The sequence below is a fragment of the Pseudomonas sp. DTU12.3 genome (genome assembly GCF_004124275.1).
In the GTDB taxonomy this organism is placed as follows: Bacteria; Pseudomonadota; Gammaproteobacteria; order Pseudomonadales; family Pseudomonadaceae; genus Aquipseudomonas; species Aquipseudomonas helmanticensis.
On record NZ_CP027218.1, the window covers coordinates 6,172,773 to 6,198,316 of the forward strand.

General features: G+C 60.1%; 26 protein-coding genes and 1 other RNA gene. 13 read left to right on the top strand and 14 right to left on the bottom strand.

Features of this window, described 5'->3' with window-relative positions:
- Window positions 1-11 precede the first annotated feature (11 nt).
- Window positions 12-572, bottom strand: a complete 561-nt coding sequence (locus tag C2E19_RS28465) for a YecA family protein (RefSeq protein WP_129395991.1) — start codon at window positions 570-572, stop codon at window positions 12-14.
- 130 nt (window positions 573-702) lie between these two features.
- Here C2E19_RS28465 and C2E19_RS28470 point away from each other — a divergent pair, with 130 nt between their 5' ends.
- The 4 genes from C2E19_RS28470 (at window position 703) to C2E19_RS28485 (ending at window position 2,120) form a co-directional block, all read left to right on the top strand.
- Window positions 703-912 carry a TIGR02449 family protein gene (locus C2E19_RS28470; RefSeq protein WP_007911197.1) on the top strand — a complete coding sequence of 70 codons (210 nt, stop codon included), beginning with the start codon at window positions 703-705 and terminating at the stop codon, window positions 910-912.
- Complete coding sequence (locus C2E19_RS28475; protein WP_007911195.1) at window positions 909-1,226, top strand: cell division protein ZapA; 318 nt, start codon at window positions 909-911, stop codon at window positions 1,224-1,226. The genes C2E19_RS28470 and C2E19_RS28475 overlap by 4 nt, the downstream gene beginning before the upstream one ends.
- A gap of 30 nt (window positions 1,227-1,256) precedes the next feature.
- Window positions 1,257-1,435, top strand: a non-coding RNA gene (gene ssrS / locus C2E19_RS28480) — 6S RNA.
- Window positions 1,436-1,514: 79 nt separating this feature from the next.
- Entirely contained in the window at window positions 1,515-2,120 is a 606-nt protein-coding gene (locus C2E19_RS28485; RefSeq protein ID WP_129395992.1) for a 5-formyltetrahydrofolate cyclo-ligase, read from the top strand.
- 36 nt (window positions 2,121-2,156) lie between these two features.
- Here the strand turns inward: C2E19_RS28485 and C2E19_RS28490 are convergent, their stop codons facing one another.
- Entirely contained in the window at window positions 2,157-2,312 is a 156-nt protein-coding gene (locus C2E19_RS28490; protein ID WP_008081430.1) for a hypothetical protein, read from the bottom strand.
- 197 nt (window positions 2,313-2,509) lie between these two features.
- Between C2E19_RS28490 and C2E19_RS28495 the strand changes: the two genes are divergently transcribed.
- Window positions 2,510-2,962, top strand: a complete 453-nt coding sequence (locus tag C2E19_RS28495; protein ID WP_127930177.1) for an EVE domain-containing protein — start codon at window positions 2,510-2,512, stop codon at window positions 2,960-2,962.
- A 142-nt stretch (window positions 2,963-3,104) separates the two neighbouring features.
- Here C2E19_RS28495 and C2E19_RS28500 read toward each other — a convergent pair whose 3' ends face one another.
- Complete coding sequence (locus C2E19_RS28500) at window positions 3,105-3,512, bottom strand: flagellar basal body-associated protein FliL (protein WP_034151993.1); 408 nt, start codon at window positions 3,510-3,512, stop codon at window positions 3,105-3,107.
- A gap of 150 nt (window positions 3,513-3,662) precedes the next feature.
- Here C2E19_RS28500 and C2E19_RS28505 point away from each other — a divergent pair, with 150 nt between their 5' ends.
- A complete protein-coding gene (locus C2E19_RS28505) occupies window positions 3,663-4,640 on the top strand; it encodes an NADPH:quinone oxidoreductase family protein (RefSeq protein WP_129395993.1) in 978 nt (325 codons plus the stop codon).
- 16 nt (window positions 4,641-4,656) lie between these two features.
- Here the strand turns inward: C2E19_RS28505 and C2E19_RS28510 are convergent, their stop codons facing one another.
- On the bottom strand, window positions 4,657-5,286 hold the full coding sequence (locus tag C2E19_RS28510; RefSeq protein ID WP_129395994.1) for a flagellar basal body-associated protein FliL: 630 nt from the start codon (window positions 5,284-5,286) through the stop codon (window positions 4,657-4,659).
- Between the two features lie 225 nt (window positions 5,287-5,511).
- On the opposite strand from C2E19_RS28510, the gene glpT reads away from it, so the two are divergent.
- Window positions 5,512-6,861, top strand: coding sequence for a glycerol-3-phosphate transporter (glpT, locus tag C2E19_RS28515; RefSeq protein ID WP_129395995.1), 1,350 nt, complete (start codon window positions 5,512-5,514; stop codon window positions 6,859-6,861).
- Here the strand turns inward: glpT and C2E19_RS28520 are convergent.
- The 7 genes from C2E19_RS28520 to C2E19_RS28550 all read right to left on the bottom strand — a co-directional run bounded on the left by C2E19_RS28520 (window position 6,837) and on the right by C2E19_RS28550 (window position 15,078).
- Window positions 6,837-7,505 carry a gamma-glutamylcyclotransferase gene (locus C2E19_RS28520; RefSeq protein ID WP_129395996.1) on the bottom strand — a complete coding sequence of 223 codons (669 nt, stop codon included), beginning with the start codon at window positions 7,503-7,505 and terminating at the stop codon, window positions 6,837-6,839. The genes glpT and C2E19_RS28520 overlap by 25 nt on opposite strands.
- 197 nt (window positions 7,506-7,702) lie before the next feature.
- Window positions 7,703-8,671 carry a CDP-6-deoxy-delta-3,4-glucoseen reductase gene (locus C2E19_RS28525; RefSeq protein WP_129395997.1) on the bottom strand — a complete coding sequence of 323 codons (969 nt, stop codon included), beginning with the start codon at window positions 8,669-8,671 and terminating at the stop codon, window positions 7,703-7,705.
- The gene (gene ubiD, locus C2E19_RS28530; protein WP_077574985.1) at window positions 8,671-10,137 is read right to left on the bottom strand and encodes a 4-hydroxy-3-polyprenylbenzoate decarboxylase; all 1,467 of its coding nucleotides are present in this window, start codon (window positions 10,135-10,137) and stop codon (window positions 8,671-8,673) included. Before ubiD ends, C2E19_RS28525 begins: the two co-directional genes overlap by 1 nt.
- 69 nt (window positions 10,138-10,206) lie before the next feature.
- Window positions 10,207-12,204 carry an acyltransferase family protein gene (locus tag C2E19_RS28535; protein ID WP_129395998.1) on the bottom strand — a complete coding sequence of 666 codons (1,998 nt, stop codon included), beginning with the start codon at window positions 12,202-12,204 and terminating at the stop codon, window positions 10,207-10,209.
- Window positions 12,205-12,411: 207 nt separating this feature from the next.
- Entirely contained in the window at window positions 12,412-13,671 is a 1,260-nt protein-coding gene (gene rho / locus C2E19_RS28540; RefSeq protein ID WP_003229334.1) for a transcription termination factor Rho, read from the bottom strand.
- Between the two features lie 249 nt (window positions 13,672-13,920).
- Entirely contained in the window at window positions 13,921-14,250 is a 330-nt protein-coding gene (gene trxA / locus C2E19_RS28545; protein WP_129395999.1) for a thioredoxin TrxA, read from the bottom strand.
- Between the two features lie 120 nt (window positions 14,251-14,370).
- Window positions 14,371-15,078, bottom strand: a complete 708-nt coding sequence (locus C2E19_RS28550; RefSeq protein ID WP_129396000.1) for a FadR/GntR family transcriptional regulator — start codon at window positions 15,076-15,078, stop codon at window positions 14,371-14,373.
- Window positions 15,079-15,334: 256 nt separating this feature from the next.
- Between C2E19_RS28550 and C2E19_RS28555 the strand changes: the two genes are divergently transcribed.
- The 5 genes from C2E19_RS28555 to ppx all read left to right on the top strand — a co-directional run bounded on the left by C2E19_RS28555 (window position 15,335) and on the right by ppx (window position 19,996).
- Window positions 15,335-16,120 (top strand): transporter substrate-binding domain-containing protein, encoded by a 786-nt coding sequence (locus C2E19_RS28555; protein WP_129396001.1) that lies wholly within the window; start codon window positions 15,335-15,337, stop codon window positions 16,118-16,120.
- Between the two features lie 21 nt (window positions 16,121-16,141).
- Complete coding sequence (locus C2E19_RS28560) at window positions 16,142-16,816, top strand: amino acid ABC transporter permease (RefSeq protein ID WP_129396002.1); 675 nt, start codon at window positions 16,142-16,144, stop codon at window positions 16,814-16,816.
- The gene (locus C2E19_RS28565; protein WP_129396003.1) at window positions 16,813-17,463 is read left to right on the top strand and encodes an amino acid ABC transporter permease; all 651 of its coding nucleotides are present in this window, start codon (window positions 16,813-16,815) and stop codon (window positions 17,461-17,463) included. Before C2E19_RS28560 ends, C2E19_RS28565 begins: the two co-directional genes overlap by 4 nt.
- Window positions 17,450-18,187 (top strand): amino acid ABC transporter ATP-binding protein, encoded by a 738-nt coding sequence (locus C2E19_RS28570; protein WP_129396004.1) that lies wholly within the window; start codon window positions 17,450-17,452, stop codon window positions 18,185-18,187. Before C2E19_RS28565 ends, C2E19_RS28570 begins: the two co-directional genes overlap by 14 nt.
- Window positions 18,188-18,493: 306 nt before the next feature.
- Window positions 18,494-19,996 carry an exopolyphosphatase gene (gene ppx / locus C2E19_RS28575; RefSeq protein WP_129396005.1) on the top strand — a complete coding sequence of 501 codons (1,503 nt, stop codon included), beginning with the start codon at window positions 18,494-18,496 and terminating at the stop codon, window positions 19,994-19,996.
- Window positions 19,997-20,163: 167 nt separating this feature from the next.
- Here ppx and ppk1 read toward each other — a convergent pair whose 3' ends face one another.
- On the bottom strand, window positions 20,164-22,389 hold the full coding sequence (ppk1, locus tag C2E19_RS28580; RefSeq protein ID WP_129396006.1) for a polyphosphate kinase 1: 2,226 nt from the start codon (window positions 22,387-22,389) through the stop codon (window positions 20,164-20,166).
- An 18-nt stretch (window positions 22,390-22,407) separates the two neighbouring features.
- Entirely contained in the window at window positions 22,408-23,421 is a 1,014-nt protein-coding gene (gene hemB / locus C2E19_RS28585; RefSeq protein WP_129396007.1) for a porphobilinogen synthase, read from the bottom strand.
- Between the two features lie 207 nt (window positions 23,422-23,628).
- On the opposite strand from hemB, the gene C2E19_RS28590 reads away from it, so the two are divergent.
- Window positions 23,629-24,285 carry a DedA family protein gene (locus C2E19_RS28590; protein ID WP_129396008.1) on the top strand — a complete coding sequence of 219 codons (657 nt, stop codon included), beginning with the start codon at window positions 23,629-23,631 and terminating at the stop codon, window positions 24,283-24,285.
- On the opposite strand, the gene C2E19_RS28595 is transcribed toward C2E19_RS28590, so the two are convergent.
- The gene (locus C2E19_RS28595) at window positions 24,266-25,501 is read right to left on the bottom strand and encodes a sterol desaturase family protein (protein WP_129396009.1); all 1,236 of its coding nucleotides are present in this window, start codon (window positions 25,499-25,501) and stop codon (window positions 24,266-24,268) included. The two genes, C2E19_RS28590 and C2E19_RS28595, sit on opposite strands and share 20 nt — an antisense overlap.
- Window positions 25,502-25,544: the final 43 nt, after the last annotated feature.

Below are 25,544 nucleotides of genomic sequence, written 5' to 3' on the forward strand. Positions count from 1 at the left end.
CTGGCTCGCGATTAATGCAGCGACGGCTTGGCGGCTGGCGGCACGTCGGCTTTCTTGGTTTCCGAGAACAGCAGCAGCGGCGCGACGCGCAGGTATTCCATGACTTCCATGTAGTCGCTCTCGCCGTCTTCGGATTCTTCCAGGGCGTCTTGCACCTGGGAAATGGCGGCCAGATCCTGCAGCACTTCAGTCGCTTCAGTGCTGAGCATGCTGCTGTCGCGGCAGTTCAGGCCGAAACCGCTGAGGAAGCCCTGGCACCACTCGCCCAGTGCAGCGGCGCGCTCGGCCAGTGGCGCGTCATCGATCGGCAGCAGCAGAACGACAGTGACGTCGTCACCGGTCAGTTCGCCTTTGACCATCTCCTGCAGGCCGATCAGGGCGTTGCGGACGTTGTCCTGGATGTCGCCTTCGAGCAGTTCGGCGGCGTCGATCAACCAGCCTTCGTTATCGAAGCCGGCACCGGCGCAACTGCGTCCGAGCAGCACGCCATGCAGTTCGGCAGGCGAGACGTTGTGGCCGCTGGAAGTCAGCAGGGTGGCAAAGGCTTGGTACGGGGAATTCGCAATGGTCATGGGCAGCTAGGCGCCAGACGGCGCTATGTCTAGAATGAAGGCCTTGTATCCTACATCGACAGACTCGCCAAGACTATTAAAGGCTGTCCGCCAGCTATCCCATCAGACAGACTCCAACTCAGTGGACACAATGGAAGACACCGACCTGCAAGCGCTGATGGCCAGACTCGAACTGCTGATTGGCCGAGTCGAGCAACTAAAGAGTCAAAACGCACTCTTACTAGCTCAGGAAAAAACCTGGCGCGAGGAACGCGCTCACCTCATTGAAAAAAACGAAATCGCCCGGCGTAAGGTCGAATCGATGATTTCGCGCCTCAAGGCCCTGGAGCAAGACTCATGAGTTCAAGCAATAGCGTCACCGTGCAGATCCTCGACAAAGAATATTCGATCATCTGCCCGCAGGAAGAACGCAGCAATCTGGTCAGCGCCGCCCGCTACCTGGATGGCAAGATGCGCGAGATCCGCAGCAGCGGCAAAGTCATCGGTGCGGACCGTATCGCCGTGATGGCCGCGCTGAACATCACTCACGACCTCTTGCACAAAGAAGAGCGACCGGACATCCAGGCCAGTGGTTCGACCCGTGAACAGGTGCGCGACTTGCTCGATCGTGTCGATCTGGTGCTCGCCGACGATCAGACCACCACCAAGGGCTGATTCGACTGGCCGCTTGCGGTATACTCGCGGCACTCCCTGGGGTGCTTGCCAGTTGACGATGTCCCTGAGCCGATTCGCACTACCCTGGAAGTTGCACGTTGGGCTGGTGTGCATGTCCGCTAGACGGAAAGCCTTAAAGTCTACTGCATCTTCCACCTTGAACTTTCGGGTTCAAGGGCTAAGTTGACAGCGGTTCATCCGGGGAGCCTGATTCGAATCCGATGTCGGTGAAAACCGCCATCGGATTTTTTATGCGTACGTTTTCGTCCAACCTGCCGAAGCCGAACCATGACCGAACCCGCGCTGCTGCCCCGCCCGCAACTCCGCCGCCTGCTGCGCAAGGCACGTCGCTCGCTGAGCAAAAGCGAGCAACGCGAGGCCGCCAAAGGCCTCTACCGGCAATTGGCACAAGACCCGCACTTTCGCCGGGCGAAACATATCTCTCTGTATTTACCCACCGACGGTGAAATCGATCCGCGCCTGCTGCTGCGTGAAGCGCAGCGTCGAGGCAAGGCCACCTACCTGCCGGTACTCAGCGCCTGGCCTCGAACCAAAATGGTTTTCCAACGGATTCGCCCCGGCGAGAAACTCAAACCCAATCGCTTCCGCATTCTTGAGCCACGGGCGAATCTGGCGCAGCAACGCAAGGTCTGGACGCTGGATCTGGTGCTGTTGCCTTTAGTTGGATTTGACGATGTCGGCGGGCGACTGGGCATGGGCGGTGGTTTTTATGATCGCAGCCTGGCGTATCTGGCCCGCCGCAAGAGCTGGCGCAAGCCGACGCTGCTGGGGCTGGCCCATGAATGTCAGAAGGTCGAGCGATTGGCGCAGGCAAGCTGGGATGTACCGTTACAAGGCACGGTCAGCGACAAGGCGTGGTATTTCGCAGGATAGGACGCCGCGCAGATCAGCGGCGTCGAGAAAGCAGTATCAGCGCTTGAAAGCTGTCGACTGTTGAACCTGTTGCGCGACTTCGATCGGCGCGTCAGCCTTGGTTGTCCACAGACTTTGCGCGTAACCGGTGGTCACCACGCCCAAGCCAAACAAAATTACCAAAGTCCATAGTAAATCCGGTTTGCGTTTCATCGATTGCCCCCCTCAAGGCACATCATCACGATGACAGCAGCGGTTTCCGTTCGTAGGCCGTGCAGCAGCGTCAAGCTTTAAAGGCCGGCATTTTGCGACAACGTGAACCTCTGCGCAAACGCTGACGTCAACCGACCGTCGGTTTGTCATAAAATTGCCCGACAACCTGCCCAATGACCGTTTCAGGAGCACAAGACATGGCCTATTGGCTGATGAAATCCGAACCCGACGAACTCTCGATCAAAGGTCTGGAAAAGCTCGGCAAAGCGCGCTGGGACGGGGTTCGCAACTATCAGGCACGGAACTTCCTGCGCTCGATGGCGGTGGGTGATGAGTTCTTTTTCTACCATTCCAGCTGCCCGGAGCCGGGAATAGCCGGCATCGGCAAGATAATCGAGGCGGCGTACCCGGATCCCACCGCACTGGAACCGGAGAGTCATTACTTCGACCCAAAGGCAACGCCAGAGAAAAATGCGTGGAGTGCGATTGACGTTGAACACGTCGAGACGTTTGCGCGGGTGTTGAAGCTGGACTATCTGAAGCAGCAGACCGCGTTGGCGGAGATGCCGTTGGTGCAGAAGGGCTCGCGGTTGTCGGTGATGCCGGTCACACCCGAGCAGTGGGCGGCGGTAATTGCACTCAAACCCTGATTCATTTGGCGCCTGATGAATTGCTTTCGCGAGCAAGCCCGCTCCCACAGGGTTATTCGGTGTATGCAAAAATGTGCATCACTACAAATCCACTGTGGGAGCGAGCCTGCTCGCGAAGAGGCCAGCCCGGACAACAAATGACCTACTGAATGATCAGGTTGTTGAACAACAGATCTTCAACCACCGGCTTGCCGGTCTCGTCATTCATCACTTGCTGGGTCTGCTTCAACGCCTCCTGACGCAGCTTCTCTTTACCTTCGATGCTGCCCATCGCTTCGGTGGTCTGTTGAGTAAACAGCGCCACCAGCTGATTGCGGATCAACGGTTCGTTGGCCTTGACCAGTTTCGCCGACTCCTCGCCGGTCACGCGCAGTGCCACGTCGGCCTTGTAGACCTTGAGCTTCGGCGTGCCATCCAGCCCATAGTTACCCACGAACGGCGGGCTCAGGGTGATGTAGCTCACCTTCGGCGCTTCGCCTTCTTTGGCTTCTTCGGCCAGCGCTGCCACAGGCAGAGACAGGGCCAGCAACAACATGATCCACGCTTTCACAATTCGCTCCTTATCCGGTTTGCGGCCTAGCATAACGACCCGCCGCGCAAGCACAAGCTTATGGCTGACTATCAGGGTCGGGCATGCTCGTTGACCCGTTGACTGACACACCTACACTTATCGGCCATCACTCCCAAAGGAATAGCCCTGATGAAAGCCGTGCTGTGCAAAGCCTTCGGCCCTGCCGAATCGCTGGTGCTGGAAGACGTCGCCAGCCCCGCCCCGAAGAAGAACGAAATCCTGCTGGAGGTGCACGCCGCCGGGGTCAACTTTCCCGACACGCTGATCATCGAGGGCAAGTACCAATTCAAGCCGCCCTTCCCGTTCTCACCGGGTGGTGAGGCCGCTGGCGTGGTTCGCGAAGTCGGCGAAAAGGTCAGCCATCTCAAGGTCGGCGACCGGGTCATGGCCCTGACCGGCTGGGGCAGTTTCGCTGAACAGGTCGCCGTGCCGGGCTACAACGTGCTGCCGATCCCGCCGTCGATGGACTTCAACATCGCCGCCGCTTTCAGCATGACCTACGGCACTTCGATGCACGCGCTCAAGCAACGCGCCAACCTGCAAGCGGGTGAAACCCTGTTGGTGCTCGGGGCATCCGGCGGTGTTGGCCTGGCGGCCGTGGAAATCGGCAAAGCCATGGGCGCCCGTGTCATCGCCGCCGCGAGCAGCGCCGAGAAACTGGCGGTGGCCAAGGCTGCCGGCGCCGATGAGCTGATCAACTACAGCGAAACCAGCCTCAAGGATGAAATCAAACGTCTTACCGACGGCCAGGGCGCTGACGTGATTTACGATCCGGTCGGCGGTGACTTGTTCGATCAGGCCATCCGCGCCATCGCCTGGAACGGTCGCCTGCTGATCGTCGGCTTCGCCAGCGGACGCATCCCGGAACTGCCGGTGAACCTCGCGTTGCTCAAGGGCGCGGCGGTACTCGGCGTGTTCTGGGGTTCATTCGCCCAGCGCCAGCCGCAGGACAATGCGGCGAACTTCCAGCAGTTGTTCAGCTGGTTCGCCGAGGGCAAATTGAAGCCGCTGGTGTCGCGGGTCTATCCGCTGAGCAATGCGGCGCAAGCAATCAATGACCTTGGCCAGCGCAAGGCAGTGGGCAAGGTGGTGGTGCAGGTGCGCTGAGCACGGCGCAGCCCCTTCAACCGCCGGGCGACGCTGCGAGGTCGCCCGGCATCAGTTGTTCCTGAACCTTCTCGCTGCGTGATTCGCTGAGCTGCCCCTTGTCATCGAAGCGCAAGACAATCAGCCAGTCGTAAACATCCACCGGCCACTTCGGCTGGCCGATCAAGGCCGGGCCGTCACCGCCGAAAGCTGCAATCAGTTTATTGATGTGGCCGTGATGCCAGGCGATCAGCACGGTGTTCGCCTGATTGCGCGCGCGCAACTGATTGACCAGTTTGTCGACGTCGTTATTGGCGAAAGGTTGTTCGATCGGCAATTGCAGGCGTTGCGACAGTGGGATCAGCGTCTGCCGAGGCCGGATGCTTTGCGCGCTGTCAGCGGTGGCGATCAGGCGTTGCGGGGTGAGTGTCTGACCGCTCAGCTTCAGCGGGTCAAAATAGTCGGCGTAAGCCGCAGCGCGCTGCTCGCCTCGGGCGTTGAGTTCGCGCCCGACCTCCGGTTTTTCAGCATGGCGAATAATCAGCACGGTGGCGTTGCGCAGCCCCGGCGCCGCCGAGCCTTGGGCGAAACTCAACACCAAAACTGAAACGGTGACGGCAATCACCATCAACAATCTCGGCAATAACCTGCGAATCCTCGGGGCCATCATTCGTCTCTGGGCAATCAATCGGCTTATTGATCGCGAGTCTAAGACAGAAAATTGCGGACGCTACAAAAACGCCCTGTTCTTACAGCTGAGCGACAGGTTCGTAATGGAACGCGCGACTTCCAACATTTTCCGCTGTTTTGCCGATGCGAACCGGTGCTATTTTCGGTAACGAAACTGTAACATTCGCATCCGCAGTCAAAACAAGAAATCTGGAGCTCTTGAATGTTTGCTTTCTTTCGTCCTGCCGCACATCAGGCTCCACTGCCTGAAGAAAAAATAGACAGCACTTACCGACGCCTGCGCTGGCAGATCTTCGCCGGTATTTTCTTTGGCTACGCGGGTTATTACCTGCTGCGCAAAAACTTCTCCCTGGCCATGCCGTACCTGATCGACGAAGGCTACAGCCGTGGCGATCTGGGTCTGGCGATGTCGGCGATTGCGATCGCCTATGGCTTGTCGAAATTCCTCATGGGCCTGGTGTCCGACCGTTCCAACCCGCGCTTCTTCCTGCCGTTCGGCCTGTTGGTCTCGGCGGGAGTGATGTTCGTGTTCGGTTTCGCGCCTTGGGCAACGTCCAGCGTGACCATGATGTTCATCCTCCTGTTCATCAACGGCTGGGCCCAGGGCATGGGCTGGCCGCCAAGTGGCCGGACCATGGTGCACTGGTGGTCGCAGAAGGAACGCGGCGGCGTGGTGTCGGTGTGGAACGTGGCGCATAACGTCGGCGGCGGTCTGATCGGCCCGCTGTTCCTGCTCGGCATGGGCCTGTTCAACGACTGGCATGCGGCTTTCTACGTACCGGCAGCGGTGGCGCTGGGCGTCGCGGTGTTTGCCTTCATCACCATGCGCGACACCCCGCAATCGGTTGGCCTGCCGCCGATCGAGAAGTACAAGAACGACTACCCGGAAGGCTACGACGATAGCCACGAAGACGAATTCAGCGCGAAAGAGATCTTCGTCAAATACGTGCTGCGCAACAAAATGCTCTGGTACATCGCCATGGCCAACGTCTTCGTCTACCTGCTGCGCTACGGCGTGCTGGACTGGGCACCGACCTATCTGAAAGAAGCCAAGGGCTTCACCGTCGATAAAACTTCGTGGGCGTACTTTTTCTACGAGTGGGCGGGTATTCCGGGCACGCTGCTGTGCGGCTGGATGTCGGACAAGATCTTCCGTGGCAACCGTGGCCTGACCGGCATGGTGTTCATGGCGCTGGTGACTGTCGCGACCCTGGTCTACTGGCTGAACCCGGCCGGCAACCCGACCGTCGACATGATCGCGCTGTTCTCGATCGGCTTCCTGATCTACGGCCCGGTGATGCTGATCGGCCTGCAGGCACTGGAACTGGCACCGAAGAAAGCCGCTGGCACTGCCGCAGGCTTCACCGGTCTGTTCGGTTATCTCGGTGGTTCGGTCGCGGCCAGCGCAGCGATGGGCTACACCGTTGACCATTTCGGCTGGGACGGTGGTTTTGTCCTGCTGGTGGGCGCTTGCCTGCTGTCGATGGCCTTCCTCGCCCCGACCCTGTGGCACAAACAGGTTGCCAGTCAGAGCCGTGAAGCGGTCGCTTGATCGGTCTGTGATTTACAGCGCTTGAGCCGCGCCTCCAGATTGCGGTCTGGCATGGCGTGGCTGCGCAGGGCGTGCGCGGTCTGCTCGACATAATCGCGAGTGGTGCCGTAACGCCCGCTGGCGCTTGCAAACACCTGGCTCAGCACATGATCCGGCAAGTTGCCGGCATAGCTGGGCAGGTGCCGCTCCAACACAAATCCCAAGGCCTGCACCTGGCTACCGTCGGCAAGACGGCAGTTGAGCCAGTGTGGCCGATAGGACGGCACCGGCATCTCGCGTTTCCACAGCGCGTACAGCGCCGCATCGAGATTGTCTTCCGGCAAGCGATAAGCAAAGCCACTGCACGAACCGCCGCGATCCAGACCAAACACCAGGCCGGGCAATTCCGGCGTACCGCGGTGCTCGTGCGACCACAGGTACAAGCCACGATGGTAGCCATGCACCCGACCGCGCACCCGCTCCACCGCCGAACATTCCGGCCGCCAGATCAGCGAACCGTAGGCGAACAGCCACACCGGCCCGCCCTTGTGGCGCGCCATGGTCGATTGCATGGAAGCGAGAAGTTGTTCGTGCGTCAGCTGCGGCCCAAGATCGAGCCGCGGAGGGTAATTCAAATTCAGAAAAGCGTTTTCAATGGCGCTCATGGCGAATAGCGTTCAGCTCCCCGCGGGTGAAGAATTACTTAATAGAACGCACCGCTGTAACAATAAGGCACATATGTTTTAAGGCAATTTGAGTGCCATGGCACAGTTCTTAATTGATTGCCTGATTGATATATAACCTAGCGGTATTTATGCAATTACATAAATACCGATCGGCTATATAGAGAGTTATAACGGATTCAGGGACGAGGCGCGTAGGCGAACACATCCGCACGCATTTGATGGGCATCCATCCCGGCTTCGACCAAGGCGTCGAGGGTGCCATAGACCATCGCCGGCGAGCCGCTGGCGTAGACGTGCAGCGGTTTCAGATCCGGGAAGTCTTCACAAACCGCCTCGTGCAGCATGCCGCAGCGCCCTTCCCAGCCACATTGATCGCTGACGACTTTGTGCAGGAACAGGTTGGGTAACTTCAGCCATTCGTCCCAGTGTTCGATTTCATAGAAATCTTCCGGACGACGCACGCCCCAGTAAAGATGCACAGGATGTTTGAAGCCATTGGCGCGACAGTGTTCGATCAGCGCGTGGATCTGGCCCATGCCGGTGCCGGCGGCGACCAACACCAGCGGCCCATCCGGCAGCTCGGCCAGATGCGTATCGCCGAACGGTAGCTCGATGCGCACCATGGCGTTGCGCTGCAGCTGTTCGATCAGGCTCAGCGCACTGGCTTCGCGCGCCAGCACATGGATTTCCAGATCGCGCCCGCCATGCGGTGCCGAGGCCATGGAGAACGCCGACTTCTCGCCGCTCTCACGTTCGATCATCAGGTACTGCCCGGCGTGATAACGCGGCGGCTTGCCGGCCGGCGCACGCAGACGCACGCGCCAGGTGTCGCCACCGACGTCGCGGCATTCGATGACCTGACATGACAGGCTGCGCACCGGCAGTTCTCCCAACGCGAGCACGCCATCCCACAGCAGGATGCAGTCTTCCAGCGGCTCGGCTATGCAAGTGTAGAACTCGCCGTGGTCATGCACCTTGCCGGCCTGTTCGACGCGGCCTTCGACCAGCAGCGCCGCACACACGTGACAATTGCCGTTGCGGCAGCTTTGCGGGCATTCGTAGCCCAGGCGCCGCGCACCATCGAGAATCCGCTCACCGGGCTGTATCTCAAGCACTGCTCCGGAGGGCTGCAGGGTTACACGCATCAATCTATTCCTAACTGATTCCAGATGGCATCGATCCGTTGGGTGACGGCGTCGTCCTTGACGATCACGCGGCCCCACTCGCGAGTGGTTTCGCCCGGCCACTTGTGGGTGGCATCGAGGCCCATTTTCGAACCCAGGCCGGAGATCGGCGAGGCGAAGTCGAGGTAGTCGATCGGCGTGTTATCGATCATCACCGTGTCGCGCTTGGGGTCCATGCGCGTGGTGATGGCCCAGATCACGTCGTTCCAGTCACGGGCGTTGATATCGTCGTCAGTGACGATAACGAACTTGGTGTACATGAACTGTCGCAAAAACGACCAGACACCGAGCATCACGCGCTTGGCGTGCCCCGGATACGACTTCTTCATGGTCACGATGGCCATGCGGTACGAACAGCCTTCCGGCGGCAGGTAGAAGTCGGTGATTTCCGGAAACTGCTTTTGCAGGATCGGCACGAACACTTCGTTCAGTGCGACGCCGAGAATCGCCGGCTCATCCGGCGGACGGCCGGTGTAAGTGCTGTGGTAGATCGGCTTGATCCGGTGGGTGATGCGCTCGACGGTGAACACCGGGAAGCTGTCGACTTCGTTGTAGTAACCGGTGTGGTCCCCGTACGGGCCTTCATCGGCCATTTCGCCCGGATGGATCACGCCTTCGAGGATGATTTCGGCGGTGGCCGGCACTTGCAGGTCGTTGCCACGGCACTTGACCAGTTCGGTGCGGTTACCGCGCAAGAGACCGGCAAAAGCGTATTCGGACAGGCTGTCCGGCACTGGCGTGACGGCGCCAAGAATGGTCGCAGGGTCCGCACCCAATGCCACGGACACCGGGAACGGTTGGCCCGGATGCTTTTCGCACCATTCGCGGTAATCCAGCGCGCCGCCACGGTGGCTCAGCCAACGCATGATCACCTTGTTGCGGCCGATCACTTGCTGACGGTAGATGCCGAGGTTCTGGCGGTCCTTGTTCGGGCCTTTGGTGACGGTCAGGCCCCAGGTGATCAGCGGGCCGACGTCGCCGGGCCAGCAGGTCTGCACCGGCAGCATCGCCAGGTCGACGTCGTCGCCTTCGATGACCACTTCCTGGCACACCGCGTCTTTGACGACTTTCGGCGCCATCGAGATGATCTTGCGGAAGATCGGCAGCTTCGACCACGCGTCTTTCAAGCCCTTCGGCGGCTCAGGCTCCTTGAGGAACGCCAGCAGCTTGCCGATTTCGCGCAGCTCGCTGACCGACTCGGCGCCCATGCCCATGGCCACCCGCTCGGGGGTGCCGAACAGGTTGCCGAGCACCGGAATGTCGTAGCCGGTCGGCTTCTCGAACAGCAGCGCCGGGCCTTTGGCCCGTAGCGTGCGGTCACACACCTCAGTCATCTCCAGCACCGGAGAGACGGGAATCTGGATGCGTTTCAACTCTCCGCGCTGCTCAAGCTGCTGCACGAAATCCCGAAGATCCTTGAATTTCATTGACGATGGCACCCTCAAAATAGGCGTACATCCTACCTGCTATGCAGCCCTGTGGCAGCCTGTCGCTGCTTACTTGGCTGCATTCGTCCGGGCTTTGCCGAGGTTTCCCCGGCCTTGCAGGCTGATGAACAGCGGTTCCATGATCGGTGCCACCAGACGCGCGCCGACTTCCGAGAGGTGATTATCGTCGGTGTACAGCGAGAAGCCGTCGAGTTCTGCGTGACAGAGTCCCTTTTCATCACACAGGCGTGGCGCAGGATCGACCACACGCACCGCCGGGTCTTTGGCCAGCTCGGCGAACAGCTGGCTGATGAACACCTGGCGCTCGTGGTGAATGGCCACTTGTTGACCGACGCCTTCGACCGAACGATCCAGCATCGCCAGGCGAGTCAGGCGATATGGCGGGCTGAAAGGCTGCAATGGCGCCTCTTTGACCAGCCAGACCCGGTGCCCACTGGCACGCAATTGTGCGACCCGCGTCCGCAGACCATCGGCCAGACGTTGCTCGGCATAGGCGCGATCATAACGACCGTCCGGAGTTCGCAGCACGTGACCCAAGTCGCCATTGGCTGCACCGTAGACGTACAGGCTCCAGCGCGCGACCAGCACCACATCGCTGACGGTTTGCTCTTTTAACGCCTGCTCAATGCGACGGTTGAAGTGCGCGCACACCGGGCCGTGCTCCAAGCCTTCCACCGGAATGCAGCCGGGGGAGCTAGCGAGGATCACGCTGACGTCATGGGCTTTCGCACCGTCATCGAACACCGGAATCAGCGCCGTGGCGTGACTGTCGCCCCAGACCATCGCCTGCGCAGGCAAGTCGGCGACGCCGTAATGACAGAACAGTTTGTCGTCAGGTGTCTTGTCGTCCGCCAGGCACGCCATCAACTCCGGCCGCCAGTCGTGGCCGCGGGCGTATTGCAGGGCCTGATCGGACAAGCGCCACGGCAAACCATCGGTCCAGCGCAGGGTTTGGCCGGCCAGCGCCAGCACCAGCACACCCAAGGCGCCGGCGATCAAAATCGGCCGACGGCCGGCGAGCAAACGGCGCTCACGGAACGGGGTTTCGATGAATTTCCACGACAGATAACCCAGCACAAGCGTCAGCAGAATCAACCCGGCGCTGTCGAGCGAACGGGTGTCTTCGACGCTGGCATAGCTGGAAAACACGAATACCGGCCAATGCCAGAGGTACCAGGAATAGGAGATCAGGCCAAAACCGACCATCACTTTACTGCTCAACAATTGACCAACGAAGGTTTGACGATGACCGTTGGCGAAAATCAGCAGCACCACACCGAGCACCGGCAGCAACGCCGCCGCACCGGGGAATGGCGTGGCCTTGTCGTAACCGAACACCGCCAGCAGGATCAGGCCCATGCCGAGCAGGCTCAACAGTTGCGCAGCCATGGGCTTCAAGCGCCAGGCATGCTTCGGTGCGACTGCCAGCATCGCACCGGCGAGCAGTTCCCAGGCGCGCATCGGCAGCAGGAAGAAGGCTTTTTCCGGGTGATGACTGACCGCCCAGACGCTCAGACCGAAGGACACCAGCAGAATCGCGAACAACGCCAGCCGCCAGTGCTTGAGGCGACCTGACATGACGGCCAACAGCAGCGGGAAGAGGATGTAGAACTGCTCTTCAACCGCCAGCGACCAGGTGTGCAACATCGGTTTGAGGTCAGAGGCGATGTCGAAATAGCCGTCCTGGCGCATGAACAGGATGTTCGAGACGAACAGCACCTGATAGCGCACTGAGCGCCCCAGTTCTTCGTAATCCTTGGGCGCCAGCAGGAACCAGCCCACCGCCAGCACCGCAATGATCATCGCGAACAGCGCCGGCAGAATCCGCCGCGCACGGCGCGCCCAGAACTCGACGAAGCTGAACCGTCCAGCCTGACGCTGGTTCCAGATGATCGAAGTGATCAGGTAGCCGGAGATGACGAAAAACACGTCAACCCCGACAAAACCGCCGGTAAACCCCGGGACGCCAAAATGGAACAGCACCACGGCGATGACCGCGACTGCCCGCAAGCCGTCGATATCCCTTCGATAAGCGAGTGTGCTCATAAATCTTTAATGCCAATCAGTTGGTTATTATTTGTACAGCCGGATTCTCTTACCCGGAAACGGTCTCGTACGTTGCTACTCATTCTGCAAGGCACAGACCTTACCAGATCGCCATCGTCCCATCGCTGAGACAAAATCCAGTCAAAATCCGGGCAAAAAAATAGCGCCCCCATAGGGACGCCATTTTTATCGGCTCAGCCGGCGATGTTACTTGCGCTTCATCGACAGGAAGAACTCGTCGTTGGTCTTGGTCGTTTTCAGCTTGTCGACCAGGAACTCGATCGCTGCGACTTCGTCCATCGGGTGCAGCAGCTTGCGCAGAATCCACATGCGCTGCAGCTCGTCGTCGGCAGTCAGCAACTCTTCGCGGCGGGTGCCGGAGCGGTTGATGTTGATCGCCGGGAACACGCGCTTCTCGGCGATCTTGCGATCCAGAGGCAGTTCCATGTTGCCGGTACCCTTGAACTCTTCGTAGATCACTTCGTCCATCTTCGAGCCGGTTTCAACCAGCGCGGTGGCGATAATGGTCAGCGAGCCGCCTTCTTCGATGTTACGCGCAGCACCGAAGAAACGCTTTGGCTTCTCGAGGGCGTGAGCATCGACACCACCGGTCAAGACCTTGCCGGAGCTTGGAATCACGGTGTTGTAGGCACGGGCCAGACGCGTGATGGAGTCGAGCAGGATCACCACATCTTTCTTGTGTTCGACCAGGCGCTTGGCCTTCTCGATCACCATTTCGGCAACCTGGACGTGACGGGTCGGCGGTTCGTCGAAAGTCGAGGCAACCACTTCGCCGCGCACGGTGCGCTGCATCTCGGTTACTTCTTCCGGACGCTCGTCGATCAGCAGCACGATCAGGTGAACTTCAGGGTTGTTACGGGCGATGTTCGCTGCGATGTTTTGCAGCATGATCGTTTTACCGGCTTTCGGCGGTGCGACGATCAGACCACGCTGGCCTTTGCCGATCGGGGCGCACAGGTCGATCACACGACCGGTCAAGTCTTCGGTGGAACCGTTACCGGCTTCCATCTTCATGCGCACGGTCGGGAACAGCGGGGTCAGGTTCTCGAAGAGAATCTTGTTTTTCGCGTTCTCGGGACGATCGAAGTTGATCGTGTCGACCTTGAGCAGAGCGAAATACCGCTCGCCTTCCTTCGGAGGGCGGATCTTGCCAACGATGGTGTCACCGGTGCGCAAGTTGAAGCGGCGGATCTGGCTTGGCGAGACGTAGATATCGTCCGGGCCGGCCAGGTAGGAAGCGTCAGCGGAGCGCAGGAAGCCGAAGCCGTCCTGGAGAATCTCCAGCACGCCATCACCGGAGATTTCCTCGCCGCTTTTAGCGTGCTTTTTCAGCAGGGAGAAAATCACGTCCTGCTTGCGCGAACGGGCCATATTTTCTATGCCCATCTGTTCGGCCAATTCGAGCAGTTCGGTAATCGGCTTTTGCTTGAGTTCAGTCAGATTCATATAGGAATGACGTAATCATTTATGGAGGGGGGGAAATTAAGCTTTTGGCTTAATGAGGCCGCGCCGCGGAGAAGGCGACAGGATCGCGAACTAATTCGAAAAGGAGTGCGTCGGCGACGGCTAGCAGGGGGCAATGGAGAAACCAGTGCGGGGCCGAATGTACCACCTGAGTTTCGGAGCGTCTAGCCCTGAATACGCAAAAAGCCCCGCTATTTGCGGGGCTTTTTTTAAAGCACTTTACTGCGACGCTTAGATGTTGGCGTCGAGGAAAGCTGCCAGTTGCGACTTCGACAGCGCGCCGACTTTGGTCGCAGCGACTTCACCGTTCTTGAACAGCATCAAGGTCGGGATACCACGCACGCCATGCTTGGCCGGGGTTTCCTGGTTTTCGTCGATGTTCAGTTTGGCAACGGTCAGCTTGCCTTTGTAAGTCTCGGCAATCTCGTCCAGTACCGGAGCGATCATTTTGCAAGGACCGCACCATTCAGCCCAGTAATCGACCAGGACAGCGCCTTCGGCCTTGAGTACGTCGGCATCGAAGCTAGCGTCGCTAACGTGTTTGATAAGATCGCTGCTCATGGAATTCTCCAGGTTGTAAGCAAAAAAACGTGGCCCATCATAGCCGCCCTTCCTGTGTTCAGGAAGCCGCAGATGATTGAGTCTTGCTATGGTGCCGCATGAGTTTGGGTATAGCTCAAGTCAAGCCGTGGCGGGGGCGATGAAGGCGATCCCGGTGCGCAGGGCCGCATTGCGCACGTGTTCCTGCATGGCTTTTTGCGCAGCAGCGGATGCCCGGCGAGCGAGGGCACGAAGGATTTTGCGGTGTTCCTGCCAGGTTTCCATGGCGCGCTCGGCACGGATGAACGGTAGTTTCTGGCTCTCGAGAAACATCTCGGCACTGGCGGTAAGGATGCTCAGCATCGCCTGATTGCCGCTCGCCAGCAGAATGCGCCGGTGGAATTCGAAGTCGAGTTTCGCGGCGGCTTCAAAGTCGCCGGCCTTCAATTGCTCGCGCATTGCCGCAACATTGTCTTCCAGCGCATCCAGATCGAACGTGCTCAGCGTCACCGCTGCCAGCCCTGCGGCGAAACCCTCCAGCGCATAGCGCAACTGAAAGATATCCAATGGCGACGCCTGCGCCGCGAACGACCAGCCCGGCGCGTTATCGCCGCGTGACAACTCCACCGGCGCCTGCACGAAAACGCCCTTGCCCGGCTGAATACTGACCACGCCCAGTGCACTCAGTGATGACAACGCTTCACGCAACGATGCCCGACTGACACCGAGTTGCAGCGCCAGATCCCGTTGCGACGGCAAGGCATCGCCGGGGCCGAAGCCCTGTTCGCTGATCAGTTTGCGGATCGCTTGCAGCGCCACTTCGGGTACCGCACGGGAGATCGAGTTCATGGTTTTTCAGACGCACCAGGCCAATGTGCGGCTAGTTGTAAAGCTATTCGAGGAGTCCGGCAAGTCGTGCCCCAGCGGGGTTCGACGCTTGGGGCCGATGCGCCATGGCAGTGCGAAAAACAACCTGACTGTTCAGACCAGTAAGACCGAACAAACCCGCTGAAACCGCGGCCTGCCGCTACCAAGGCCGCCTATTGGCACGGCGCATGCTCTGTCCGATCACAGAAATCACTTCCCGCCGATCCGGAGATTGTCCATGACCCAGCGTTACAGCGCCCTCCTCGCTTCCCTGTTTGCCGGCCTGCTGCTCTGTCAGGCGCCCGCACATGCCGACGGTCTCGACGACGTGGTCAAACGCGGCACGCTGAAAGTTGCGGTGCCACAAGACTTCCCGCCCTTCGGCTCGGTCGGCCCGGACATGAAGCCGCGCGGCCTGGACATCGACACGGCAAAACTGTTGGCCGAGCAACTCAAGGTCAAACTTGAACTGACCCCGGTCAACAGCACCAACCGCATCCCGTTTCTCACCACTGGCAAAGTCGACCTGGTGATTTCCAGCCTCGGCAAAAACCCCGAACGCGAGAAGGTCATCGACTTCTCCCATGCCTACGCACCGTTCTACCTCGCCGTGTTCGGCCCGCCCGACGCCGCGATTACCAGCCTCGATGACCTCAAGGGCAAGACCATCAGCGTCACCCGTGGCGCCATCGAAGACATCGAGCTGACCAAGGTCGCTCCCGAAGGTGTGACCATCAAGCGCTTCGAAGACAACAACTCGACCATCGCCGCCTACCTCGCAGGCCAGGTCGACCTGATCGCCAGCGGCAACGTGGTGATGGTCGCGATCAGCGAGAAGAATCCGAAACGCGTGCCGGCGCTGAAAGTGAAGCTCAAGGATTCGCCGGTCTACGTCGGCGTGAACAAGAACGAAGCGGCGCTGCTGGCCAAGGTCAACGACATCCTGACCACCGCCAAGGCTGACGGCGCACTGGAAAAGAATTCGCAGACCTGGCTGAAAGAGCCGCTGCCGGCCGATCTCTGATCGACTGCGCGGGAGACCTTCATGGCTTATCAGTTCGATTTCATGCCGGTGGTGGAAAACACCGACCTGCTGCTGCGCGGGGCGCTGTTTACCCTGGAGCTGACCGCCATCGGTGCGGTGCTCGGGGTCGGCCTCGGGATTGTCGGGGCGCTGATGCGGGCGTGGGAGATTCGCCCGTTCTCGACGCTATTCGGCGTTTACGTCGAGTTGATCCGCAACACGCCGTTTCTGGTGCAGTTGTTCTTCATCTTCTTCGGCCTGCCGTCGCTTGGCGTGCAAATTTCCGAATGGCAGGCGGCGGTGCTGGCGATGGTGATCAACCTCGGCGCCTATTCGACCGAGATCATCCGTGCCGGCATTCAGGCGATCCCGCGCGGGCAGCTGGAAGCCGCAGCAGCATTGGCGATGACCCGCTTCGAGGCGTTCCGCCACGTGGTCTTGCTGCCTGCGCTGGGCAAGGTCTGGCCGGCGCTGAGCAGCCAGATCATCATCGTCATGCTCGGTTCGGCGGTGTGTTCGCAGATCGCCACCGAAGAGCTGAGCTTCGCCGCCAACTTCATTCAGTCGCGCAACTTCCGCGCCTTTGAAACCTACGCGCTGACCACGCTGCTCTATCTGTGCATGGCGCTGCTGATCCGCCAGTTGCTCAACTGGATCGGTCGCCGCTATATCAGTCGAAGCGGGAGCCGCGCATGAGTGACTTCACCTTCTGGGACATCCTGCGCAATTTGCTCACAGGCCTGCAATGGACGTTGGCGTTGTCGCTGGTGGCGTTTATCGGCGGCGGCCTCGTCGGGCTGCTGATCCTGATCATGCGCATTTCAAAAAACTCTGTATCGAGCAACATCGCCCGCACATGGATCGAGCTGTTCCAGGGCACGCCACTGTTGATGCAGCTGTTTCTGGTGTTCTTCGGCGTGGCGCTGGCCGGAATCGAGATTTCGCCGTGGATGGCCGCAGCGATTGCCCTGACCTTGTTCACCAGCGCCTATCTGGCAGAGATCTGGCGCGGTTGCGTCGAGTCGATCGCGCATGGCCAGTGGGAAGCCTCGGCGAGTCTGGCGCTCAATCCCTTGGAGCAACTGCGCTACGTGATCCTGCCGCAAGCGCTGCGGATTGCCGTGGCGCCGACCGTGGGTTTTTCGGTGCAAGTGGTCAAAGGCACCGCCGTGACCTCAATCATCGGCTTCACCGAGCTGACCAAGACCGGCGGCATGCTCGCCAACGCCACGTTTGAACCGTTCATGGTCTACGGCCTCGTCGCCCTCGGCTATTTCCTGCTCTGCTACCCCTTGTCCCTCAGTGCGCGCTACCTGGAAAGGAGACTGCATGCCTCTGCTTAGAATTTCCGCCCTGCATAAATACTACGGCGATCACCACGTGCTCAAAGGCATCGACCTCAGCGTCGAGGAAGGCCAGGTGGTGGCGATCATCGGCCGCAGCGGCTCGGGCAAATCCACCCTGCTGCGCACGCTTAACGGCCTGGAATCGATCAACGACGGCGTGATCGAAGTCGATGGCGAATACCTCGACGCTGCCCGCGCTGATTTGCGCAGCTTGCGGCAGAAAGTCGGTATGGTTTTTCAGCAGTTCAACCTGTTCCCGCACCTCACCGTCGGCGAGAACGTCATGCTCGCGCCACAGGTGGTGCAGAAAGTGCCAAAAGCCAAGGCAGCGGAACTGGCGCGCGCAATGCTGGAACGGGTGGGTCTTGGTGAAAAATTCGATGCGTTCCCGGATCGGTTGTCCGGTGGTCAGCAGCAGCGTGTGGCGATTGCCCGGGCACTGGCGATGTCGCCGAAAGTGTTGCTGTGCGATGAGATCACCTCGGCGCTTGACCCGGAACTGGTCAACGAAGTGCTCAGCGTGGTGCGCCAATTGGCCAGGGAAGGCATGACATTGATCATGGTCACCCACGAAATGCGCTTCGCCCGCGAGGTGGGCGACAAACTGGTGTTCATGCACCATGGCAAGGTGCATGAGGTGGGGGATCCGAAGGTGTTGTTTGCCAATCCGCAGACGGCGGAGCTGGCGAACTTTATTGGCACTGTAGAAGCGACAGCCTGAAAGATCTTCTGAGGCAGTGATGACCCCTTCGCGAGCAAGCCCGCTCCCACATTGGAGTGCTGTCACCTGTGGGAGCGGGCTTGCTCGCGAATGGCCGCGCCGCGTTCTCAAGACTTTTATCTGATCGTTCCCACGCTCTGCGTGGTAATGCCTCACCGGACGCTCTGCGTCCGCTTTTGGGACGCGGAGCGTCCCGGGCTGCATTCCCACGCAGAGCGTGGGAACGGTCCGGTTTGAACCGTGCGCGTTGGCGCCAGCGTTTGATCGTGGCACGATGTCGAGGTTATCGACCGAGACCCCCTGACCATGCCGCAATCCCAAGCCAAGAATCTGTCCCTGATCGCCGCAATCGACCTGGGCTCCAACAGCTTTCACATGGTCGTGGCGAAAGCCCAGAACGGCGAAATCCGCATTCTCGAGCGTCTCGGCGAGAAAGTTCAGCTGGCTGCCGGCATCGACGATGAGCGCAAACTCAACGAAGAATCGATGCAGCGCGGCCTCGATTGCCTCAAGCGTTTTGCCCAACTGATCAACGGTATGCCGCTGGGCGCCGTGCGCATCGTCGGCACCAACGCCCTGCGGGAAGCGCGCAACCGCCTCGAATTCATCCATCGCGCCGAAGAAATCCTCGGCCATCCGGTGGAAGTCATCTCCGGCCGTGAAGAGGCGCGCCTGATTTATCTGGGCGTGTCGCACACCCTCGCCGACACTCCGGGCAAACGTCTGGTCGCCGACATCGGCGGCGGCAGTACCGAATTCATCATTGGTCAGCGTTTCGAGCCGCTGCTGCGCGAAAGCCTGCAAATGGGCTGCGTCAGCTTCACCCAGCGCTATTTCAAGGACGGCAAGATCACCCCGGCCCGCTACGCCCAGGCGTACACCGCAGCGCGGCTGGAGATCATGAGCATCGAGCACGCCCTGCATCGCCTGACCTGGGATGAAGCCATCGGCTCCTCGGGCACCATCCGCGCCATCGGCCTGGCGCTGAAGGCTGGCGGTCACGGCACTGGCGAAGTCAACGCCGAAGGTCTGGCGTGGCTCAAGCGTCGCCTGTTCAAACTGGGTGATGTCGACAAGATCGACTTCGAAGGCATCAAGCCTGACCGCCGGACAATCTTCCCGGCGGGTCTGGCGATTCTCGAAGCGATTTTCGACGCCCTCGAACTGCAGCGCATGGACCACTGCGACGGCGCGCTGCGTGAAGGTGTGCTTTACGACCTGCTTGGCCGTCATCATCACGAAGACGTGCGTGAACGCACCCTGACCTCGTTGATGGAGCGCTATCACGTCGATCTGCAACAGGCCGCTCGAGTCGAGCGCAAAGCCTTGCACGCATTCGATCAGGTCGCGGCGGACTGGGAGCTGGATGACGGCATCTGGCGCGAACTCCTTGGCTGGGCAGCTAAAGTGCACGAAGTCGGCCTCGACATTGCGCACTATCACTACCACAAACACGGCGCTTATTTGATCGAGCACTCGGACCTCGCCGGCTTCTCTCGCGAAGACCAGCAGATGCTCGCCCTGCTGGTGCGCGGCCATCGCCGCAACATTCCCAAGGACAAGTTTGCTGACTTCGGCGACGACGGCGACAAGCTGATCCGTCTGTGCGTGCTGCTGCGCTTTGCGATTCTGTTCCATCACATTCGTGGCACCCAAGCGATGCCGCAGGTGGTGTTGCACGCCAAGGGCAATACCCTGGATGTGCAATTCCCGGAAAACTGGCTGGACGAAAATCAGCTGACCCAGGCGGATTTCGGGCTTGAGGCGGATTGGCTGACGCGGGTGGGCATCGTCCTCACCGTGCACTGACACAGCGCAAATCCCCCCTGTAGGAGCTGCCGCAGGCTGCGATCTTTTGATGTTGTTTTTATACGATCAAGATCAAAAGATCGCAGCCTGCGGCAGCTCCTACAGGTCGGTGTAACAGGTACAAAAAAGGCGATCCCGTGGGATCGCCTTTTTTATTCGGCTGAAGATCAACTGCTCACTGGCAGAATCGGGCTGCCCAGTCGCTCCAGCAATGTCGCCTGCGCGCTGCGCGGGTTCTGGTTGCCGGTCGGCGTGTTGCGGATGTAACGGCCATCCGACTGCAGGCTCCAGCTGTGGGTGTTGTCGGTCAGGTACAGCTCGAGCTCTTTCTTCACGCGGGTCAGCAGCTTTTTGCCTTCTACCGGGAAGCAAGTCTCAACGCGCTTGTCGAGGTTGCGCTCCATCCAGTCGGCGCTGGAGAGGAACATCTGCTCGTCGCCGCCATTGAGGAAGTAGAACACGCGGGTGTGTTCGAGGAAGCGGCCGATGATCGAGCGCACATGGATGTTGTGCGAAACCCCGGCGATGCCCGGACGCAGGCAGCACATGCCACGCACCACCAGATCGATGCGCACGCCAGACTGGCTGGCCTTGTACAACGCGCGGATGATCTTCGGATCGGTCAGCGAGTTGAACTTGGCAATGATGTGCGCCGGTTTGCCGTCGAGCGCAAATTGCGTCTCGCGGGCGATCATGTCGAGCATGCCCTTTTTCAGGGTGAACGGCGCATGCAGCAGCTTCTTCATGCGCAGGGTCTTGCCCATGCCGATCAACTGGCTGAACAGTTTGCCGACGTCTTCGCACAAGGCGTCGTCGGAAGTCAGCAAGCTGTAGTCGGTGTAAAGCTTGGCGTTGCCGGCGTGGTAGTTACCGGTGCCGAGGTGCGCGTAACGGACGATCTCGCCGGCTTCGCGACGCAGGATCAGCATCATCTTGGCGTGGGTCTTGAAGCCCACCACGCCGTAGATCACCACCGCACCGGCCGCTTGCAGACGACTGGCCAGCTGCAGGTTGGACTCTTCGTCGAAGCGCGCACGCAGCTCGATGACCGCCGTGACTTCCTTGCCGTTACGCGCGGCATCGACCAGCGCATCGACGATCTCGGAGTTGGCGCCGGAGCGGTAAAGGGTCTGACGCACAGCGAGTACGTGCGGGTCTTTCGCCGCTTGGCGCAGCAGGTCGACCACCGGGGTGAACGACTCGAACGGGTGCAGCAAGAGGATGTCCTGCTTGCTGACCACGCTGAAAATGTTTTCGCTGTTCTGCAGCAGTTTCGGGATCTGCGGGGTGAACGGCGTGTATTGCAGCTCCGGATGACTGTCCAGACCGGTGATGCTGAACAGCCGCGTCAGGTTGACCGGGCCGTTGACCTGATACAGCTCGCTCTCGCTCAGGTTGAACTGCTTGAGCAGATAGTCCGAGAGGTGTTTCGGGCAAGTGTCAGCGACTTCCAGGCGCACCGCATCGCCGTAACGACGCGAGAACAACTCGCCACGCAGCGCGCGGGCGAGGTCTTCTACATCTTCGGAGTCGAGCGCCAGGTCGGCGTTTCGGGTCAGGCGGAACTGGTAGCAGCCCTTGACCTTCATGCCCTGGAACAGGTCATCGGCGTGGGCGTGGATCATCGACGAGAGGAACACATAGTTGTCGCCGGCGCCGCCGACTTCTTCCGGCACCTTGATGATCCGCGGCAGCAAGCGCGGCGCCGGGATGATCGCCAGGCCGGAATCGCGACCGAAGGCGTCGATACCTTCCAGCTCGACGATGAAGTTCAGGCTCTTGTTCACCAGCAACGGGAACGGGTGCGTCGGGTCGAGGCCGATCGGGGTGATGATCGGCGCGATCTCGTCACGGAAATAGCGGCGCACCCAGGTCTTCAGCTTGACCGTCCAGTTGCGGCGACGGATGAAGCGCACCTGATGCTTTTCCAGCTCCGGCAGCAGGATGTCATTGAGGATTGCGTACTGACGGTCAACGTGACCGTGCACCAGCTCGCTGATCCGCGCCAGCGCTTGATGCGGTTGCAGACCGTCGGCACCGGCCTGCTCACGGGCGAAGGTGATCTGCTTCTTCAGGCCGGCAACGCGGATTTCAAAGAATTCGTCGAGGTTGCTGGAAAAGATCAGCAGGAACTTCAAGCGTTCCAGCAACGGATAGGACTCGTCCAGCGCCTGTTCCAGCACGCGGATATTGAACTGCAATTGCGAGAGCTCGCGGTGGATGTACAGGCTGCTGTCATCCAGACCGGGAATGGCGATGGCTGGCACCGCCGCCGCAGGTTCGGCCACCGGCGCGGGCGGCGCAGGCTCCAGTTCCGGCGGGGTTTCGGTGATTTGCTCGACCACCGGTTGAGCTTCTTTTACGGCAACTTCAGTGAGTCCTTCGGTATTCATCGAATGTTCCTGGGAGGGCTATTTCTGCTCTCGTAACAATTGAGCGGCACGGACAGCAAAGTAAGTCAGGATGCCATCAGCACCGGCACGTTTAAAGGCGGTCAGTGATTCGACAATCACCGCCTCGCTCAACCAGCCATTCTGGATCGCCGCCATGTGCATGGCGTATTCGCCGCTAACCTGGTAGACGAAGGTCGGCACCTTGAAGGCATCTTTTACCCGGAAAAGAATGTCCAGGTATGGCATGCCCGGCTTGACCATGACCATGTCCGCGCCTTCAGACAAGTCCGCACCGACTTCGTGCAGCGCTTCGTCACTGTTGGCCGGGTCCATCTGATAAGAGGCCTTATTCGCTTTGCCGAGATTCGACGCCGAACCCACCGCATCGCGGAACGGGCCGTAATAGGCGCTGGCGTACTTGGCCGAGTAAGCCATGATCCGCACGTTGACGTGACCGGCGATTTCCAGCGCTTCGCGGATCGCCTGGATGCGACCGTCCATCATGTCCGACGGTGCGACGACCTGCGCGCCGGCTTCGGCGTGGGACAACGCCTGACGCACCAGTGCGTCGACGGTGATGTCGTTCTGCACGTAGCCTGCTTCGTCGAGAATGCCGTCCTGACCATGAGTGGTGAACGGATCGAGCGCCACGTCGGTGATTACGCCGAGTTCCGGGAAACGCTCACGCAGGGCGCGGGTGGCGCGCTGGGCGATGCCTTCGGGGTTCCAGGCTTCAGCGGCGTCGAGGGATTTCAGTCCTGCCGGGGTGACCGGGAACAGCGCCAGCGCCGGAATACCCAGTTCGACCCAGTTCGCCGCTTCTTCGAGCAGCAAATCGATAGTCAGCCGCTCTACCCCGGGCATCGAGGCCACGGCTTCGCGGCGGTTTTCACCGTCAAGCACGAACACCGGCAGGATCAAGTCATCGACCGTCAGCACATTTTCCCGCACCAGCCGACGCGAAAAATCATCACGGCGATTGCGGCGCAGGCGCGTGGCTGGGAACAGACGATTGGCTGGGGTAAAGCTCACGGCGGACTCCTGAGCCCGCGCAAACGGGCGAGCGTGACAGTTATAGACGGCCATTATGACGAACAGATGACAGTTGTGTGAGGCCTGTGACGTGTAGCCGCATTCCATTCTCAGTGTAGGAATTGTTCACGTCGAGACACATTTGGACACTTTCATGAATGTGTCCGAAGGGTTAGGCTGCGCGTTCATTTCGCCAGCACCCAGACAATGCTCCAACAATTTCTGCATGACTTTGGCTACTTTGCCTTGTTCCTCGGCACGTTCTTCGAAGGCGAAACCATTCTGGTGCTCGCGGGCTTCCTCGCGTTCCGTGGATACATGGACATCAATATGGTGGTGGTCGTGGCGTTCTTCGGCAGCTATGCCGGCGATCAGCTGTGGTACTTCCTCGGCCGCAAGCACGGGCGCAAGTTGCTGGCGCGCAAACCGCGCTGGCAGATGATGGGTGACCGCGCGCTGGAACACATCCGCAAGCATCCGGACATCTGGGTCCTGAGCTTCCGCTTCGTTTACGGTCTGCGCACGGTGATGCCGGTGGCGATCGGCCTGTCGGGTTATCCGCCGGGACGTTATCTGCTGCTCAATGGCATTGGCGCGGCGATCTGGGCCAGCGCCCTCGCCGCCGCTGCCTATCACTTCGGTGCGGTGCTGGAAGGCATGCTCGGCAGCATCAAGAAGTACGAGCTGTGGGTATTGGGTGCGCTGTTGATTCTTGGTGTTGGCCTGTGGCTGCGCCGCCGCTTCAAGAATGCGCGGCTGGCCAAACAGGTTTACCAGGACGAACAAATCGCCAAAGCGGCCAAGGCTGAACAGCTGAAGGCCGAACAGGCCAACCCCGCTGAACCTAAGACGCCCACCGAGTAACCTGCCGGCGACAGCGGTATAACCCGATAACGCTGATCAGACTGTAACCGAGCAGGCCGGCCCACATTTGCGGGCTGGCCGGCCAAAGACCGACCAGCGGCGCCAGCCACACCAGCGGCACGTTCAACGCCAGCCGCAGCAGCTCGACTTGCAATGCCCACGGGCGATTCTCCAGGGCCACGCCCAACGCAAACACACCGAACGCTACCGCCCCCCAGCCAAGCAACAGCGCGGCGCTCGGCAAGCCGCGCTCCAGGTTCATCAGATAACTGCCCAGCGCGATGTAGACGCAAAACTGCACCGCCACATACCCCTGCTGACGCCGCCCAAGCGGCACCTCGAATTTGCGGAACTGCGCCAGATCCGGCTTGTTCATCGGGTACTTCGCTGCGACATCCGCCGGCCGCCAACCGGTGCGCATGAACCAGATTCGCAGTTTGTCCCACGGGCTCCCGGCCCGCCGCGCGTCATCCCACAATTGCGCATAAAACTGCAGATTGGCCCACAGCGGATTCCAGCTCGCCAGCGGTGTGGTCACGCCGAAAATCACTGGCTCGTTGTCGTCCTCTTCCTGAAACGTGCCGAACAGCCGATCCCAAAGAATGAACACCCCGCCGTAGTTGCGATCCATGTAGAGAGCGTTCTGTGCATGGTGAGCCCGATGATTGGACGGCGTAACGAAGCACCACTCGAACCAGCCGAGCTTGGGAATGTGTTGGGTGTGCACCCAGAATTGATAAAGCAGGTTCAGCGCCGCAACGCTGACGAATACCAGCAACGGCACACCGAACACGGCCATCGGCAGGTAGAAAATCCAGCCGAGCAGAAACCCGGTACTGGTCTGGCGCAGCGCGGTGGAAAGGTTGTACTCCTCGCTCTGGTGATGCACCGAATGCGCCGCCCAGAGGATGTTGCGCTCGTGGCCCAGGCGGTGCAGCCAGTAGTAGCAGAAGTCGTAGAGGACGAAGGCAAAAATCCAGACCCAGACGCTGTCCGCCGAAAGTCTGAGCAATGCCAGATGCTTGAGGGCAAATGCGTAAGTCAGCAGCCCGACGCCTTTGGTCAGCAGCCCGGTGGTGGTCGAGAGCACGCCGGTGCTGATGCTGTTCACCGCATCGGCCAAGCGATAGTTGCTGACCCCGCGCCAACGGTCGGCAAGCAGCTCCACCGCGATCAACACCAGGAAAAACGGCACCGCATACAGAATGAAATCCATGACGCGCCCCGCTCGCAAACGTATGCAATAGATCCTAGGCGCA